This window comes from Pseudomonas sp. 39004, assembly GCF_028682155.1.
In the GTDB taxonomy this organism is placed as follows: Bacteria; Pseudomonadota; Gammaproteobacteria; order Pseudomonadales; family Pseudomonadaceae; genus Aquipseudomonas; species Aquipseudomonas capeferrum.
Genome location: NZ_JANIAG010000134.1, coordinates 1 through 15,878 on the forward strand (window position 1 = coordinate 1; position 15,878 = coordinate 15,878).

Here is a 15,878-nt window from a genome sequence, read left to right on the forward strand (position 1 = left end):
AACATCTTTGACAGCGTTATGGCGCGACAGCTGGGGTTTCTCCACCCGACGGCGGATTCAGCTGCAGCACCTCATTGGTATACGTCCACTCCTGCTGCACCTTGTCCGGATGCTCGTTCAGGCGGATGCCATAGGACGGCACGATCTGTTTGATCTTCGCCTGCCAGGCTGCTGAAGCCACCTTGTCCTTGAACACCTTGTTCAACACATCCAGCATGATCGGTGGCGCAGTCGAGGCGCCAGGCGATGCCCCCAGCAGGCCGGCGATGCTGCCGTCCTTGGACGTGACGACTTCGGTACCCAGCTTGAGCACACCACCCTGGGCCTCGTCTTTCTTGATGATCTGCACACGCTGGCCGGCTTGCCACAGGCGCCAGTCTTCCTTCCTGGCTTCGGGGAAGTAGGTGCGCAGCGCTTCGAAGCGGTCATCGTCGGACTGCAAGACCTGACCGACCAGGTACTGCACCAGGTCGAACTCGCGCACCCCTACCCTGACCATCGGCCAGGCGTTGTGAACACTGGCGCTGGCGAACAGGTCAAGTAACGAACCCTGCTTGAGGAACTTGGTCGAGAAGGTAGCGAACGGGCCGAACAGAATCATGCGTTTGCCATCGAGCACACGGGTATCCAGGTGCGGCACCGACATGGGCGGGGCGCCGCTCGCCGCAATGCCGTAGGCCTTGGCCATATGGCGCTGGGCAATGGCCGGGTTGTCGGTTACCAGGAACGACCCCCCCACCGGGAAGCCGGCATAGTCCTTGGCTTCATCGATACCGGACTTCTGCAACAGCGGCAGCGCCGCGCCCCCCGCACCGATGAACAGGAACTTGGCATCGGTGGCGGCCTGGCTGCCGTCCTTCAGGTTCTTGTACTCCACATGCCAGGAGCCATCTTCGTTACGGGTAATGTCCTGGACCTCGGTCGACAGCTTGAGGTCGAAGTTCGGCCGGGTCTGCAGGTAGCCCACGTACTGCCGGGTGATCTCACCAAAGTTGACGTCGGTGCCGATCGGCGTCCAGGTCACGGCCAGTTTCTGGTTGGGGTCGCGCCCCTCCATCATCAAAGGCACCCACTTGCGGATCTGTTCGTGGTCTTCGGAATACTGCATCGGCTTGAACAGCGGGCTGGCTTGCAGCGCTTCGTAGCGCTTTTTCAGGAAGCGGATATTGTCGTCACCCCAGACAAAGCTCATGTGCGGAGTGGTATTGATGAATGAGTGGGGGTTCTTCAACACGCCCTGCTTGACCTGCCAGGCAAGAAACTGTCGGGTCACCTGGAACGACTCGTTGATCTCCACCGCCTTGCTGATGTCGATCTTGCCATCCTTCTCTGGCGTGTAGTTCAGCTCTGCCAGGGCCGAGTGGCCGGTACCGGCGTTGTTCCAGCCGTTGGAGCTTTCTTCGGCCACCTTGTCCAGGCGCTCGACCATCTCCATCGACCAGCCTGGCTCCAGCTCATTGAGCCAGACAGCCAGGGTCGAACTCATGATGCCGCCGCCCACCAGCAGCACATCGACCTTCTTGGTTTCAGCCGCCTGGGCATTGAGCATGCCCATCGCCAGCGCCAGGCCGGCCAGCGCCCACTTCGCATCGATCGTGATTTTCATGTCCTCTCCCGCACGCCTCGTAGCTGTCCGTAAAGTCCAGCACAAGCTTAGCTGAGGGTTTTACTGGGGCACCTCGATCACTGGGGCTTGCAATCAGGCCGCGCTCAAAATACTGTATGAATATTCAGTGTTTCGAGTCAGCCACCATGCAGCTCATCGCCAAACTCGGCATTCTCGCCGACGCCGCCAAGTACGATGCTTCCTGCGCCAGCAGCGGGGCGCCCAAGCGCAGCTCGCGCGGCGGCGACGGCCTGGGCGCCACCAATGGCATGGGCATCTGCCACAGCTATACGCCGGACGGCCGCTGCGTGTCGCTACTCAAGGTGCTGCTGACCAACTTCTGCCTGTATGACTGCCAGTACTGCGTCAACCGCCGCTCCAGCAACGTACCGCGGGCGCGCTTCACCCCGGAAGAAGTGGTGCGCCTGACCCTGGACTTCTACCGGCGCAACTGCATCAGCGGCCTGTTCCTCAGCTCAGGCATCATCCGCTCGGCCGACTACACCATGGAACAACTGATCCGCGTGGCACGGTTGCTGCGCGACGAGCACAACTTCCGCGGCTACATCCACCTCAAGACCATACCCGACGCCGACCCGCTGCTGATCGAGGAAGCCGGGCACCTGGCCGACCGCCTGAGCGTCAACATCGAGCTGCCGACCGATGCCAGCCTCAAACGCCTGGCACCGGAGAAACACGCGCACACCATCCGCCAGGCCATGGCAGTCATCCACCAAGGCCAGCAAGCCGTGGCCAATGAGCCGAAGGCGCCGCGCTTCACGCCCGCCGGGCAAAGTACCCAGGTCATCGTCGGCGCCGACGCCACCGATGACAGCACGCTGCTGCGCAATGCCGAGTCGCTGTACCAGGGTTACGGCCTCAAGCGTGTGTACTACTCGGCCTTCAGCCCGATCCCCGACAGCCCGGGCAGCGTGCCCCTGGCGGCGCCGCCGCTGTTGCGTGAGCACCGCCTGTACCAGGCCGACTTCCTGCTGCGTGGCTATGGCTACAAGGCCGGCGAACTGCTGGGCCATAGCGGCAACTTGGCACTGGACATCGACCCCAAGCTGGCCTGGGCGCTGGCCAATCGCGAAGTCTTTCCGCTGGATGTGAACCGCGCCGAGCCGGCCTTGCTGGCACGTATCCCGGGCATCGGCCTGCGCAGCGTGCAGCGCCTGGTGGCGCTGCGCCGTGAACGGCGCATCCGCTATGACGACCTGATCCAACTGCGCTGCGTACTGGACAAGGCCCGGCCGTTCATTGTCACCAGCGACTACCGCCCGGCCCAGGCCGAGCTGCGCAGCGGCCTGCTGCGCGAACGCCTGCGCGAGCCACAAGCGCCTGTGCAGATGGGGTTGTGGGGGTGATCGCGCTCGACTGTGATAACCACTTCGCCACCTGGCGTGACCAAGCCCGAACGCTGCTCGGCCATGGCATCGACCCGGCCGAGGTGACCTGGTCGCAAGGCCCTATCGATGATCTGCTGGCCGTGCCGGCACCGCTGCCTGAAGGCCCTGGCCCGTTTCGCGGCAAAGTGCCGGCGGCGTTACTGAGCCAGTTGGCACAGGCCGCTTGCTATCGCGGCGCGCAACGCTGGAACCTGCTGTACGAAGTGCTCTGGCGCGTCGCCCATGGCGATCGCACCGCCATGCTCGCGGGCGACCGCCTGGGCAGTGAGCTGCACCGGCGGATCAAACAAGTCAGCCGTGAGGCGCACCACCTGCATGCTTTCGTGCGCTTCGTCCCCCTGCCCGAGGCGTTGGCCGAGCGACTGCAGCTGGACCTGGTCGCCTATCACGAGCCCGCCCACGACATCCTGCACGATGCCAGTGCGCACTTTGCCGACCGCCTGGGCCGACAACGCTGGTTGATCGCCACACCCACCGATGGCATCCGCTTCGACGGCCAGGCCTTCGACTACCGCCGCCACTGCCCCGATGACTGGCGGCAATGGGCACGCCATGCCGATGATCCCGGCGCCGAACTGTGGCGCACCTATTATCGCCACACCTTCAACCCTGCCCGCCTCAACCCGGACGCGCTGCGCCTGCATATGCCCGGGCGGTTCTGGCGGCATTTGCCGGAAGGCATGCTGATACCTCAGCTTGAAGGCCTGGCACGGCAGGGCAAACAGCGGGATGGGCAGGCGCTGGAAGTGGCCTCGCAGCGCGGCAAACGGATTTGCAGAGGTGAGTAGCGCACGTGCTTACCGCACCCATTTTCAACGGCATGATCGAACATGGGGTCTTTGCAGGCACGTCTGAACGCAGCGTGGAACTGTTAGTTTTGCCAGTAGCAGCACCCAGTAAGGCACGCCTATGATCGCCGCAAAGTTCGCCATGGTTCGGCTCGATAAGGACTGTCTCTTGAGCCCCTCTCAAGGCCCCGTCTGCGCATCATCAGGAAGATTCCATGTCGATCAGAACGTGCATTCTTGCTGCCGCAGCTACGGCGCTGTTCTTCGTCGCAACGCCTTCAATTGCCACAGAAGCGCCCTTCTCGCGCACCCTTTTTCTGGGCGACAGTTACACCGACAGTGGCTATTACCGGCCGTTGCTACCTCCTGGGGTTCAAGCTGGGCTAGGTAAGTTGACCACCAATCCGGGCAAGGTCTGGTCAGAGCATTTGGCTGACCACTATGGTGTGGATGCAAGCGCCAACGGCAATGGCCAGACGGGCGACAATTACGCTGCGGGTGGTGCGCGAGTGAGCATGCCGGCGGCCGGTGAACTTGGGCCGATCCCCTCGTTGACAGACCAGCTGGCTCAGTACTTTTCGACCACGGGTGGTGTCGCTGATCCCCGGGCGCTGTACACGGTCTGGGGCGGCATCAATGACATGGCGTCTATTGTCGACCCTAGCCAAGTGCCAGTCGTGGTCAGTGTGACAGTGGCTGACCAGATTGGCATCGTTGCTGACCTAGGGCGAGCCGGTGCACGCTACGTATTGGTCCCCAACCTGCCGGATATGGGGCTTATCCCGCGCATTCGCGATAGGGGGGCAGAGGCCATGGCGCGGATAACGCCTCGCTACCAAGCTTACAATGATGCGCTTTACGGTGGGTTGAGGCAGGCTGGCTTGGCGTTCATTCCCCTGGATGCGTTCAGCTTCATGCAAACGCTGGCAGGCAACCCCGACAGCTATGGCTTCACCAATGTCACTGATGCGGCCTGCGGACGAAAATTGGCGTTGATCTGCGGCCCGGCGGACTACGTCGTCCCCAACGCGGATATGACCTACCTGTTTGCGGACGATGTGCACTTGAGCACAGCCGCTAATCAAATGCTCGGGCAGTACGCCATTTCGGTGCTCGAAGCGCCGCGATACCAGCAAGTCCTCACCCACTCGGCGCACACGGTGGGTCGAAGCCGCGCTGATCAGGTCAGCCAACACGTAGGCAGTCGGCCCGCAGACGGTTGGCGCTGGTGGGGTAGCCTTCGTAACGACACTCAGCGGTATGATCATGGCCGCCTGTACGACGGCTCGGCCCCTGCTGGCTTGTTTGGCGTCGATTGGTCCCGCAACGGCGTTGTAATGGGAGGCTTCGCCGGTGTTGGTCGCATGGAGGCTAACTTCGGTGCGCATCAAGGGGGGTACACGCAGTCCGACTCAACCCTCGGCCTGTTTAGTGGCTGGTACGGTGAGCGAATGTGGGTGAATGGCCAGGTCAGCTATAGCTGGCTGGATTATGACGTCACCCGCAAGGTTCAGATCGGACCTGCTACCCACACCCACAACGGTACTCCAGAAGGGCACAATCTCACGATGGCCCTTAACACAGGTTATGAGTTCGACAATGTGGGCGATTTGCGACATGGGCCGCTGGCCGCAATCATCTGGCAGCGGGTGGAGTTAGATGACTATGTCGAGCGCAATAGAAGCTTCACCGCCATGGGCTATTACGATCAAAAGGTTGACTCGGCCGTGGGTCGAATTGGTTGGCAGGCCCGTCTACGAGCAAGTCATTTTGAGCCTTATGCACAGATCACCTACGATCAGGAGTTTGAAGGCAGCAAGCAGGCTAACGCATGGCTGCAAACCGTACCTGGAGCTGGCCCGTATCGGGTGCCGGGGCTGGAGTTCGACCGTTACTACGTGACTGCGATGCTGGGGGTGCGGGTAGTGTTAGGCGATGTGAGCGCCAGTATCGGAGTTACAACGACCACCCTGCAGAGGGAGGCCCAGGACGCCAGCTTGTTTGCGAGTTTCAGTGGCAGCTTTTGAGCGATGTGCGGACAGCCTGCATCTAGCCAGGTGTAACGCACACAAAAGCGGTTGGTGGAACTATGTCATACCAATGAGGTACCTGAGCGAGGGCATAAGCAGGATGCTTCCTGATACAGGCGAGCGACTAGACCCTCGGCAATAGCGATGGCCTGTCACTCAACCCACCCAGCAATCAAGCAAACAACCGGGCCAGGCACCCCAGCTTCTTCTTGTACGACCGCCGTGCCTCCAACGCCTGCTCCAGGCTCACCGCCAAGAACCGCGCCTGCTGATTGGGCTGCATCTGCCCGATCAGGTCCAGGTCGGCGCTGATCACCGTGCCGATCATGGCATACCCGCCGCCCGACACCGCATCGCGGTGCAGAATGATCGGCTCCAGCCCCGCTGGCACCTGGATCGAACCGATCGGGTAGCAGCTGTCGACGATGTTCGAGGGGTCCGAGCCTGCGCCAAACGGCTGCTCACGTGGCTGGAAGCTCAATGCGCTAGCGCCCTTGTAGCGGTAGCCGATACGGTCCGCCTCGGAGCCGACGGTCCACGCCTGAGTGAAGAAGCTCTGCGCCGCCGCGTCGGTCAGGCGATGGAAATACAACCCCGGCACCACCCGCACTACCACCTCGCCACCCAGCGCCTGGCGCAGGGCCATCGGCAGGCTCGCGCCAGCCCGCGTCTTGCCGCTGGGCACACCGACCGGCAATACATCACCCGCCATCAACTTGCGCCCGTGTAGCCCGCCCAACGCACCCAGGGCGTAGGTCGAACGGCTGCCGAGCACTTCGGGTACATCGATACCGCCGGCCACGGCCAGGTACGCCCGGGCACCTGCGGTGGGGAAGCCGAAACGCAACACCTGCCCTGCCCTGACCGCGAACGCGGTGTCGGGGCGCTGCTCACGGCCGTCGAGCAAGGCGGGCATCTGCGCTCCGCATACCGCCACCAGCGCATCATGCTGGAACTCAAGCTCTGGCCCCATCAGCGCGCATTCCAGCCCTGCTGCACCTGCCGGGTTGCCGACCAGATGGTTGGCGGCGCTCAGGGCATATTGGTCGAGCGCCCCGGACGGCGGAATGCCCAAGTGGTAATAGCCTTCGCGACCAAGGTCCTGTACCGAGGTGGCCAGGCCGGGTTTGAGTACCTTGATCATGCCAGCACCTCCTGCAGCGTCTTGGGGTAGCCGACCGGGTCGGCGAGGAAGGCATCCAGGGAAAACGTCACCGGGCGAATGCGCAGGTTGAAGTGGCCCTCCTCTACATCCGCAACGGCCTGGTCATAGGTTCGGCGGTCGATAGGCTTGAACTGCACGATGTCCCCAGGGCGGAAGAACACCATGTGCGCCTTGAGGTAGGCCAGAGTCTGCTGCGGGTCGTAGATCGGTGCCGGGGTAACGCCGAACATCTGATAGCCGCCCGCCCCGCGCACCGAGTAGATGCACCCGAAGCAACCGCCATGGCCGAGGGTCAGCTTGGGTGTGTCGGTACGCGGACGCAGGTACTTGGGCACCTGCAACTGCCGCTCGCGCTCGACCATCTGGAACATGAACGGCAGGCCGGCAACGAAGCCGACCATCGACACGAACCAGGGCGCGCCACTGTGCGCGGCAATGAACGCCTCGACATCGGCCAGGCCGTTGACCCGCGCCGCATACTCAAGGTCCGTGCTGCTCGGGTCCTGGTGACGGTCACGAAAACGCATCAGGGTTTCGTGGGTCCACGGGTCGTTGTACAGCACCGGGATTTCGATGATGCGGGTCTGCAGCGAGCGCTCGGCCACCGCCTCTGCCTCGGCGCCGCGTACGGCTTCGAGCAGGGCCTGGGGGGCAATGCGGTCAGGGTCGAAGCGGATCTGGAACGAGGCATTGGCCAGGCATACGTCGAGTACGCCCTGCAGGCCAAGTCGCTCCACCGCGCGGGTGACGGCCATGCCCTTGAAGAAGGCCTCCAGCGACATGCTGTCACTGACTTCGGCAAACAGGTGCTCGTCGGCACCGAAGCTGTAGCGGATCGGGGTTGAAGCAACCGGCTCGGCCATGACTGTTCCTTTTCTTGGAATCTTTATAGAAAGGCAGGCGAAAACAACTCAATGCAACGGCCCCGGCCTTTGAGCGCCGGGTGCCGATAAAACTCAGCGTGGCGCACGCACCTCGATACCCGCCCGATCGAGCGCCTGGCGCGTGGCCTCGACCAGGTCGAGCGCCCCTGGGGTATCGCTGTGCAGGCAAATGGAATCGAACTCGATGGCCAGGTCCTGCCCCTCTACCGTGCGCACCAGGCCTTGCTGGCAAGCCCGCAGCACACGCTCAGCGACGGCCTTGGGGTCATGGCCGCGCACGTTGCGGGTGAACACGATAGAGCCGCTCATGTCGTACTCGCGGTCGGCATAGAACTCGCGGATCACCGGCTGCCCGAGTGCCTGGGCGACACGGCAGATCACCGAGCCCGGCATGCAGTACAGCAGCAACTGCGGTTCGATCACACGCAGGTTCTGCACCAGCAGCCGTGCAGCCTCTTCATCGCGCGCCAAGTGCATGTACAACGCGCCGTGGGGCTTGATGTGTTGCAGCGTCACCCCCTGGGCACGGGCGATTTCACGCAGCGCGCCCAGTTGGTAAAGCATGTCGTCGACCAACTCCTGGGCCGGGGCATTGATGTGTCGCCGGCCGAAACCGACCAGGTCACGAAAGCCCGGGTGTGCCCCGACCGCCACCCCTAGCGCCTTGGCCCGCTCGACAGTTCGGCGCATGGTGCCCGGGTCGCCGGCATGGAAGCCAGTCGCAATGTTGGCCGAGCTGATGAAAGCCATCAACGCCTCGTCGACGCCGTCACCAATGGTCCACGGGCCGAAGCCCTCTCCCATGTCCGAATTGAAATCCACCACCTGCATGAATGTATCTCCTGGTGCTTGTGACTGCCTGAAAGCCACGTTAGATTCTCCTCACCCCCTTGGGAAGATCTATAAACAGATAGGGTGTCTTCTGAAAATCAGATACACAGGGAGCCTACTTTGTCACTGACCCTGCGCCAGGTCCGCTACTTCGTCGCCACTGCCGAGATCGGCCAGATTTCCCAGGCGGCGATCCATCTGAACATCTCTCAATCGGCCGTGACCACGGCGATCAAGGAACTGGAGGCGATACTCGGTGTGCTGCTGTTCCAGCGCTCGGCCCAGGGTATGAGCCTGACCGAGGCTGGCCGGCATTTTCTCAACCGGGCCTATGTGATTCTGCGCAGCGTGGACGACGCGCTGAACAGCCCGCTGCCTGACGTGCGCGCCAGCGGCCTGCTGCGCCTGGCCGCCAGCTATACCGTGATGGGCTACTTCCTGCCGCACCACCTGCAACGGCTGGCACACTGGCATCCGGACGTGACCCTGCACGTGCATGAACAGGAGCGCAGCGCCATCGAACAGGGCCTGCTTGAGGGCCGTTTCGACATGGCTGTGGTGCTCACCGCCAACCTCACCCACCCGGACATCGTCTCGGAAACCCTCTTCAACTCCGAACGCCGACTGTGGCTGCCCGGCCACCATCCGCTGTGCGAGCGCTCTGCGGTGAGCCTGGCGGATGTGGCCGGCGAACCGTTCATTCTGCTGACCGTGGACGAGGCCGAACAAAGCGCCATGCGCTACTGGGAGCAGGCCGGGCAGCGGCCCAGCGTGCGCGTGCGGACCAGCTCGGTGGAGGCCGTGCGCAGCATGGTGGCCAATGGCAGCGGCGTGGCGATCCTCTCCGACCTGGTGCACAGGCCCTGGTCGCTGGAAGGCAAGCGGATCGAGACGGTGACCATCAGCGACCCGGTGACGCCGATGAGCGTGGGCCTGGCCTGGCACCGCGAGCGGGCGTTCAGCCCGGCCATGCAGGCGTTGCGCAACTACTTCCACAGTGCGTTTCTGGCACCGCAGCAGCTGTCGGCGCGGCGCTGACCCTTTTCCCCCTGGGAACACGCCGCGCAGGCATTGCGAACGTTCCGCGTGCGAAGCCGTCATAACTGTGGCCGGTGCCGACACGCAGAGAGGACGCGAGATGACTCAACCAGACCCGTCATACATCCAGTGGCTCGAAGACCGTTCCATGCTCAAGGCCTCCCAGCAGCGGGCCCTTTTGTATTCGGGGCAATCGCGCCTGTGGCAAAACCCCTATGCCGAGGCCCAGCCCCGCCGCGCAACCGAGATCGCCTCGGTGTGGCTCACCGTCTACCCCGACGCCATCATCGCCCCCGATGACTGCTCGGTGCTCTCGGCCCTGGCCCACGAAGCCTTGTGGAAGCGCTTGTCGGAGATCGGCATACAAGGCGTGCACACCGGCCCGATCAAGCAGTCTGGCGGTGTGCGCGGCCGCGAGTTCACCCCCAGCGTGGACGGCAACTTCGACCGCATCAGCTTCGACATCGACCCGCTCTACGGCAGCGAGCAGGAGCTGATCCAGATGAGCCGCATGGCCGCGGCGCACAACGCCGTGACCATCGATGACCTGATCCCCTCGCACACTGGCAAAGGCGCCGACTTCCGCCTGGCAGAGCTGGCCCACGGCGCCTACCCGGGGCTTTACCACATGGTCGAGGTGCGCGAGGAAGACTGGCCGCTGCTGCCCGACGTACCCGCAGGGCGCGATTCGGTCAACCTGTTGCCGGCCGTGTGCGATGCGCTCAAGGCACGCCATTACATCGTCGGCCAGTTGCAGCGGGTGATCTTCTTCGAACCTGGGGTCAAGGAGACCGACTGGAGCGCCACCCCGCCGGTCACCGGCGTCGACGGCAAGACCCGGCGCTGGGTGTACCTGCACTACTTCAAGGAGGGCCAGCCGTCGCTCAACTGGCTTGACCCGACGTTTGCCGCCCAGCAGATGATCATCGGCGATGCCCTGCATGCGCTGGACTGCCTTGGCGCGCGCGGCCTGCGCCTGGACGCCAATGGTTTTCTCGGAGTGGAAACCCGCCTTGAGGGCACTGCCTGGTCCGAGAGCCACCCCCTGTCGATCGTCGGCAACCAGCTGATTGGCGGCATGATTCGCAAGGCGGGCGGTTTCAGCTTCCAGGAGCTGAACCTGACGATCGACGACATTGCCCTGATGTCCAAGGGCGGCGCCGACCTGTCCTACGACTTCATCACCCGCCCGGCCTACCAGCACGCGCTGCTGACCGGCGACACCGAATTCCTGCGCCTGATGCTCAAGGAAATGCACGGCTTCGGCATCGACCCGGCTTCGTTGATCCACGCCCTGCAGAACCATGACGAGCTGACCGTCGAACTGGTGCACTTCTGGACCCTGCACGCCCACGACATGTACCTGTACAAGGGCCAGACCCTGCCCGGCAACATCCTGCGCGAGCACATTCGCGAAGAAATCTACGAACGTCTGTCGGGCGAACATGCCCCTTACAACCTGCGCTTCGTCACCAACGGCATCGCCTGCACCACCGCCAGCCTGATCACTGCCGCCCTTGGCATCCGCGACCTCGATCAGATCAACGCAGCGGATATCGAGCGCATCCAGAAGATTCACCTGCTGCTGGTGATGTACAACGCCATGCAGCCTGGCGTGGTGGCGCTGTCCGGCTGGGACCTGGTCGGTGCCCTGCCCTTGCCCGCCGAGGCAGTAGCAGAACGCATGCTCGATGGCGACACCCGCTGGATTCACCGCGGCGGCTACGACCTGGCCGGCCTTGCCCCGCACGCCGAGACGTCGGTGCGTGGCATGCCCCGTGCCCGCGCGCTTTACGGCAGCCTCGACAGCCAGCTGGAACACCCCGATTCATTCGCCAGCAAGGTGAAGAAGCTGCTTGCCGTGCGCCAGGCCTACGGTATCGCCACCAGCCGCCAGGTGCTGGTGCCCGAGGTCAGCAGCCCTGGGTTGCTGGTGATGGTGCACGAGCTGCCGGCCGGGCGCGGGGTGCAGATCAGCGCGCTGAACTTTGGCCAGACGGTGATCAGCGAAGCGCTGCACTTGACCGGCTTCACGCCGGGGCCGGTGGTGGACATGATCAATGAAACGGTCGAGGGCGACTTGACCGAAGATGGGCGGCTGGTGGTGAACCTGGACCCTTACGAGGCACTGTGCCTGCGCATCGTGAACAGCAGCGGGCATGTCTGAACGGGCGCGGCCACCTTGCTTTTACCGCTTCACAGGCTTAGTTTCCGGGTGACTTCATTTTCCCGTGCCCAGGAGCAACTTCCATGTACACCGGCATCGTCCAGGCCGTCCGCCCTCTGCTTGCGGTGAACACCTACCCAGGCCACAAGCAGTTCACCCTCGACCTCACCCCGGAGCTGCTCGACGAACTCAAGATCGGCGCCAGCGTCAGTGTCGAGGGGACCTGCCTGTCGGTCACCGAGATCGACGGCACCGAGGTGAAATTCGACGCCATGAACGCCACCCTGGAGCGCACCAACCTGCGCTGCTTGAAGGCTGGCCAGGGTGTGAACATCGAACGCTCGGCCAAGATGAACGCCGAGATCGGCGGCCACTTGATGGCGGGCCACATCGCCACCACCGCCGAGATCGTCGAACTGTCGATCGAGCCGACCGGTGCGTTCATCAAGTTCCGCATGCCGCCCGAGTGGGCCAAGTACGTGTTCCCCCGCGGGTTCCTTGGTGTGAACGGCTGCAGCCTGACCGTCGCTGATGTCGAAGACACCGTCATCACCATCAACCTGATCCCCGAAACCTTGCGCCAGACCACCTTCGCCAACTACCAGGCCGGCGAGCTGCTGAACATCGAAGTGGACCACCAGACCATGGTGTTGGTCGATGTGGTCGAACGCACCCTCAAGGGTACCCTGGCCCGCGAAAAGCTGTTGCCCTGAACATGCTGCCCAACGCCTTGACATCGCACAGTGCGCGGCGGCTGAAGCTGCGCAGCCTGCGAGGCCGGGTGGGCCTGGGGCTGGTGGCCGGGCTGTCGGTGCTGGCCGGCATGACCGATGCCATCGGCCTATTGGCCCTGGGCGACTTTGTTTCGTTCATGAGCGGCAACACCACCCGCCTGGCCGTCGCGATCAGTGAGGCGGATGCGGCCATGGTGCTGCGCCTGAGCGGGGCGGTACTCGGCTTCGTCGCCGGTAATGCCCTGGGTGTATTGCTGGCCCGCAGCTTTCGGCGCCGCGCCTGGCCGGTACTGCTGGTGGTCGCGGGGCTGCTGGGTGGCGCTGCGGCCTGGCCGCTGGCCGCGACCTTTCCGGCGTTGCTTGCGGCAACGCTGGCCATGGGCATGATCAATGCGGTGGTCGAACAGGTGAATGGCCTGCCCATCGGCCTGACGTATGTCACCGGTGCCCTGTCCCGTTTCGGCCGTGGCCTGGGCCGCTGGGTGCTGGGCGAGCGGCGCAATGGCTGGCGGGTGCAGCTGGTGCCTTGGGCCGGCATGCTGCTGGGCGCCGCCCTTGGCGCCTGGCTGGAGCACCGCTTGGGCTTGCAGGCGCTGGCGGGCAGTTGCGCGCTGGCGTGCCTGCTGGCCTTGGTGACGCGGTTCATTCCGCGCTCATGGCAACTGGGCTACATGCCACGCTGATCAGATGCTGCGCGTGATACGGCCATCGACCTTGATGCAATAGACGATAGAAAAACTACTACCCAGATGCCTGTGCCTGTTGCAACAACCAGCTGCGCACCCTCTCCAGTGCTGGCGCTTGATAGGCATTGCGCGGCCAGACCAGGTAAAACGCCTGCTCCAGCACCAATTGCTGCTCGAACACCAAGGCCAACCGCCCTGCTTCAATATCGTTGCGTACGAAGAAGTCGCTGGCCAAGGCAAGCCCCTGCCCGGCAACTGCAGCATCGATCGCCAACGATGTCTGGTTGAAACGCACATTCTTGGCCCCGGCCAACAGCGGCTGCGCAAAGACCTCGCCGATAAAGGTTGGCCAGAAATTGTGCGCATCGTGCAGCAGCGCGAAGCGGTGCAAGTCGTCAAGGGAAGTCGGCTTGCCCAGTTGCGCTAGCAGCCCAGGGCTTGCCACGGCAACGATGCGTTGCTTGAGGAAAGGCTCGACATGCAAGGCAGGGCCGAACGGTGGGCGGCCGTAGCGCACCGCGATGTCCACGCCCTCAGGGCGGAACTGCGAGAGGCGATCAGTGGCCAGTACCTGCAGGTCGATATCGGGGTGGTCATGGGCAAGTGACGCCAGCCGAGGGATCAGCCACTTCGCCGCAAAGGTGGGCGTAACGCTGACCGTCAGGTGGGACGCATCGGGGCGCAGCGCCTGGGTAGCCGAAGCGATCAAGGCGAACGCACTGCGGATATCGGCGCTGTAGCGCTGGCCGGCGCCGGTAAGGCTCAGGCCCCTGGGCAACCGTTCGAACAGTTTGACCCCAAGGTTCGCCTCCAGCCCGCGAACCTGCTGCGCCACCGCCGCCTGGGTAACCCCCAGCTCGTCCGCTGCCAGGCGGAAGTTGAGGTGGCGTGATACCACCTCGAACACCCGCAAGCCATTGAGTGGCGGTAGCGCCGAAAAGCCCTCGGCCATATAAATTATCTACTGAGTAAAGGGCCTTGTACCTTACTCGATACGCGGGTGCTGCTGCACCAGCAATTTGCGTTTGGCCTCAAGCTCTGCAATCTGCGTGTCGATGTCTTCGATTTTCTGCTCGATGTTGTCGTGATGCTCCTGCAGCAGCTCGCGTGCTTCCTCGATGTCCGACGCGGCAGGTGCTGCGCCGCGCAGGGGTTTGTTGGCGGTTTCCTTCATGGTCAGGCCGGTGACCAGGCCGACGGCCGCAATCACCATCAGGTAGTAGGCCGGCATGTACAGGTTGCCCGTGCTTTCTACCAGCCAGGCGGCCAGGGTCGGGGTAAGGCCGGCGATCAGTACCGAGATGTTGAACGCGCTGGCCAGGGCGCTATAGCGAATGTGCGTGGGGAACATCGCTGGCAATGTCGAGGCCATCACGCCGATGAAGAAGTTCAGCAGCACGGCAATGATCAGCAGCCCGGCAAAAATCAGCCCGAGCACGCCGCTGTTGATCAGCATGAAGGCCGGGATGGCCAGCGCGAACAGGCCGACACTGCCGACCATGATGAAAGGCCGGCGCCCGAACTTGTCACTGAGCAGCCCGATGATCGGCTGCACGAACAGCATGCCGACCATGATCGCGATGATGATCAGCACCCCGTGGTCTTCGCTGTAGTGCAGGTTGTGCGACAGGTAGCTGGGCATATAGGTGAGCAGCATGTAGTACGTGACGTTGGTGGCGATCACCACGCCAACGCAGGTCACCAGGCTGCGCCAGTGCTGGGTGGCCACCTCTTTGAACGACACCTTGGGGCCGGAGGCCAGGCCTTCGCGGTCGCCTTGTTCGAGCTTTTCGACGTGCTGCTGGAATGCCGGTGTCTCCTCCAGCGCGTGGCGCAGGTAGAGGCCGATGATGCCCAGCGGCAAGGCCAGGAAGAACGGCAGGCGCCAGCCCCACTCAAGGAACTGCTCCTCGCCCAGCACGGTGGAAATCAACACCACCACGCCCGCACCGAGAACAAACCCTGCGATGGAGCCAAAATCCAGCCAACTGCCGAGGAAGCCGCGCTTGCGGTCGGGCGCGTACTCGGCGACGAAAATCGAAGCCCCGGTGTATTCACCGCCTACCGAGAAGCCCTGGGCCATCTTGGCCAGCAGCAACAGGATCGGCGCCCAGATGCCGATCGAGGCATAGGACGGTATCAGGCCGATGGCAAAGGTGCTCAACGACATGATCACGATGGTGGCGGCGAGAATCTTCTGCCGGCCGAACTTGTCGCCCAGTGCCCCAAAGAACAACCCGCCCAGCGGGCGGATCAGGAAGGGTACCGAGAACGTGGCCAAGGCGGCGATCATCTGCACGCTGGGGTCGGCGTTGGGGAAGAACACCTTGCCGAGTGCGTAGGCGACGAAGCCATAGACGCCGAAGTCGAACCATTCCATCGCGTTGCCCAAGGCGGCGGCGGTGATCGCTTTGCGCATCTTGGCGTCGTCGACGATGGTGATGTCTTTCAGGCCGATCGGTTTGACGCTTTTCTTGCGAGATTTCATGCTTATATCCCTGTCGCTGAATGCTCTATGGCATCAGAGACTAAGGGACACT

General features: G+C 63.3%; 13 protein-coding genes. 7 read left to right on the top strand and 6 right to left on the bottom strand.

Annotation, left to right across the window (positions count from 1 at the left end; all coding sequences use genetic code 11):
* Positions 1–16: 16 nt before the first annotated feature.
* Positions 17–1,606 carry a malate dehydrogenase (quinone) gene (gene mqo, locus NP534_RS20050; protein ID WP_274099847.1) on the bottom strand — a complete coding sequence of 530 codons (1,590 nt, stop codon included), beginning with the start codon at positions 1,604–1,606 and terminating at the stop codon, positions 17–19.
* Between the two features lie 146 nt (positions 1,607–1,752).
* On the opposite strand from mqo, the gene NP534_RS20055 reads away from it, so the two are divergent.
* From NP534_RS20055 to NP534_RS20065, 3 genes are all read left to right on the top strand, one after another.
* Complete coding sequence (locus NP534_RS20055) at positions 1,753–2,973, top strand: putative DNA modification/repair radical SAM protein (RefSeq protein ID WP_274099848.1); 1,221 nt, start codon at positions 1,753–1,755, stop codon at positions 2,971–2,973.
* Positions 2,964–3,803, top strand: coding sequence for a TIGR03915 family putative DNA repair protein (locus NP534_RS20060; RefSeq protein WP_033697553.1), 840 nt, complete (start codon positions 2,964–2,966; stop codon positions 3,801–3,803). Before NP534_RS20055 ends, NP534_RS20060 begins: the two co-directional genes overlap by 10 nt.
* A 215-nt stretch (positions 3,804–4,018) precedes the next feature.
* Positions 4,019–5,830, top strand: coding sequence for an autotransporter outer membrane beta-barrel domain-containing protein (locus tag NP534_RS20065; protein ID WP_274099849.1), 1,812 nt, complete (start codon positions 4,019–4,021; stop codon positions 5,828–5,830).
* Positions 5,831–6,005: 175 nt separating this feature from the next.
* On the opposite strand, the gene NP534_RS20070 is transcribed toward NP534_RS20065, so the two are convergent.
* The 3 genes from NP534_RS20070 to NP534_RS20080 form a co-directional block, all read right to left on the bottom strand.
* Positions 6,006–6,977 (bottom strand): biotin-dependent carboxyltransferase family protein, encoded by a 972-nt coding sequence (locus NP534_RS20070; protein WP_274099850.1) that lies wholly within the window; start codon positions 6,975–6,977, stop codon positions 6,006–6,008.
* Positions 6,974–7,861, bottom strand: coding sequence for a 5-oxoprolinase subunit B family protein (locus tag NP534_RS20075; RefSeq protein WP_274099851.1), 888 nt, complete (start codon positions 7,859–7,861; stop codon positions 6,974–6,976). The genes NP534_RS20070 and NP534_RS20075 overlap by 4 nt, the downstream gene beginning before the upstream one ends.
* 93 nt (positions 7,862–7,954) lie before the next feature.
* Complete coding sequence (locus NP534_RS20080) at positions 7,955–8,713, bottom strand: 5-oxoprolinase subunit PxpA (protein WP_156310342.1); 759 nt, start codon at positions 8,711–8,713, stop codon at positions 7,955–7,957.
* 120 nt (positions 8,714–8,833) lie between these two features.
* On the opposite strand from NP534_RS20080, the gene NP534_RS20085 reads away from it, so the two are divergent.
* The 4 genes from NP534_RS20085 to NP534_RS20100 all read left to right on the top strand — a co-directional run bounded on the left by NP534_RS20085 (position 8,834) and on the right by NP534_RS20100 (position 13,335).
* Positions 8,834–9,751 (top strand): LysR family transcriptional regulator, encoded by a 918-nt coding sequence (locus tag NP534_RS20085; protein WP_274099852.1) that lies wholly within the window; start codon positions 8,834–8,836, stop codon positions 9,749–9,751.
* A gap of 100 nt (positions 9,752–9,851) precedes the next feature.
* Entirely contained in the window at positions 9,852–11,918 is a 2,067-nt protein-coding gene (gene treS, locus NP534_RS20090; protein WP_274099853.1) for a maltose alpha-D-glucosyltransferase, read from the top strand.
* Positions 11,919–12,001: 83 nt separating this feature from the next.
* On the top strand, positions 12,002–12,631 hold the full coding sequence (locus tag NP534_RS20095) for a riboflavin synthase subunit alpha (RefSeq protein ID WP_186663606.1): 630 nt from the start codon (positions 12,002–12,004) through the stop codon (positions 12,629–12,631).
* A 2-nt stretch (positions 12,632–12,633) separates the two neighbouring features.
* The gene (locus NP534_RS20100; protein ID WP_033697545.1) at positions 12,634–13,335 is read left to right on the top strand and encodes a YoaK family protein; all 702 of its coding nucleotides are present in this window, start codon (positions 12,634–12,636) and stop codon (positions 13,333–13,335) included.
* A 58-nt stretch (positions 13,336–13,393) separates the two neighbouring features.
* Here NP534_RS20100 and NP534_RS20105 read toward each other — a convergent pair whose 3' ends face one another.
* On the bottom strand, positions 13,394–14,290 hold the full coding sequence (locus NP534_RS20105; RefSeq protein WP_274099854.1) for a LysR substrate-binding domain-containing protein: 897 nt from the start codon (positions 14,288–14,290) through the stop codon (positions 13,394–13,396).
* Positions 14,291–14,323: 33 nt separating this feature from the next.
* Entirely contained in the window at positions 14,324–15,826 is a 1,503-nt protein-coding gene (gene proP, locus NP534_RS20110) for a glycine betaine/L-proline transporter ProP (RefSeq protein WP_033697543.1), read from the bottom strand.
* Between the last annotated feature and the right edge of the window lie 52 nt (positions 15,827–15,878).

Bases quoted from the DNA above. Each gene is read 5' to 3' on its own strand.
- mqo (WP_274099847.1), bottom strand. From the start codon at position 1,606: ATGAAAATCACGATCGATGCGAAGTGGGCGCTGGCCGGCCTGGCGCTG.
- NP534_RS20055 (WP_274099848.1), top strand. From the start codon at position 1,753: ATGCAGCTCATCGCCAAACTCGGCATTCTCGCCGACGCCGCCAAGTAC.
- NP534_RS20065 (WP_274099849.1), top strand. From the start codon at position 4,019: ATGTCGATCAGAACGTGCATTCTTGCTGCCGCAGCTACGGCGCTGTTC.
- NP534_RS20070 (WP_274099850.1), bottom strand. From the start codon at position 6,977: ATGATCAAGGTACTCAAACCCGGCCTGGCCACCTCGGTACAGGACCTT.
- NP534_RS20075 (WP_274099851.1), bottom strand. From the start codon at position 7,861: ATGGCCGAGCCGGTTGCTTCAACCCCGATCCGCTACAGCTTCGGTGCC.
- NP534_RS20080 (WP_156310342.1), bottom strand. From the start codon at position 8,713: ATGCAGGTGGTGGATTTCAATTCGGACATGGGAGAGGGCTTCGGCCCG.
- treS (WP_274099853.1), top strand. From the start codon at position 9,852: ATGACTCAACCAGACCCGTCATACATCCAGTGGCTCGAAGACCGTTCC.
- NP534_RS20095 (WP_186663606.1), top strand. From the start codon at position 12,002: ATGTACACCGGCATCGTCCAGGCCGTCCGCCCTCTGCTTGCGGTGAAC.
- NP534_RS20100 (WP_033697545.1), top strand. From the start codon at position 12,634: ATGCTGCCCAACGCCTTGACATCGCACAGTGCGCGGCGGCTGAAGCTG.
- NP534_RS20105 (WP_274099854.1), bottom strand. From the start codon at position 14,290: ATGGCCGAGGGCTTTTCGGCGCTACCGCCACTCAATGGCTTGCGGGTG.
- proP (WP_033697543.1), bottom strand. From the start codon at position 15,826: ATGAAATCTCGCAAGAAAAGCGTCAAACCGATCGGCCTGAAAGACATC.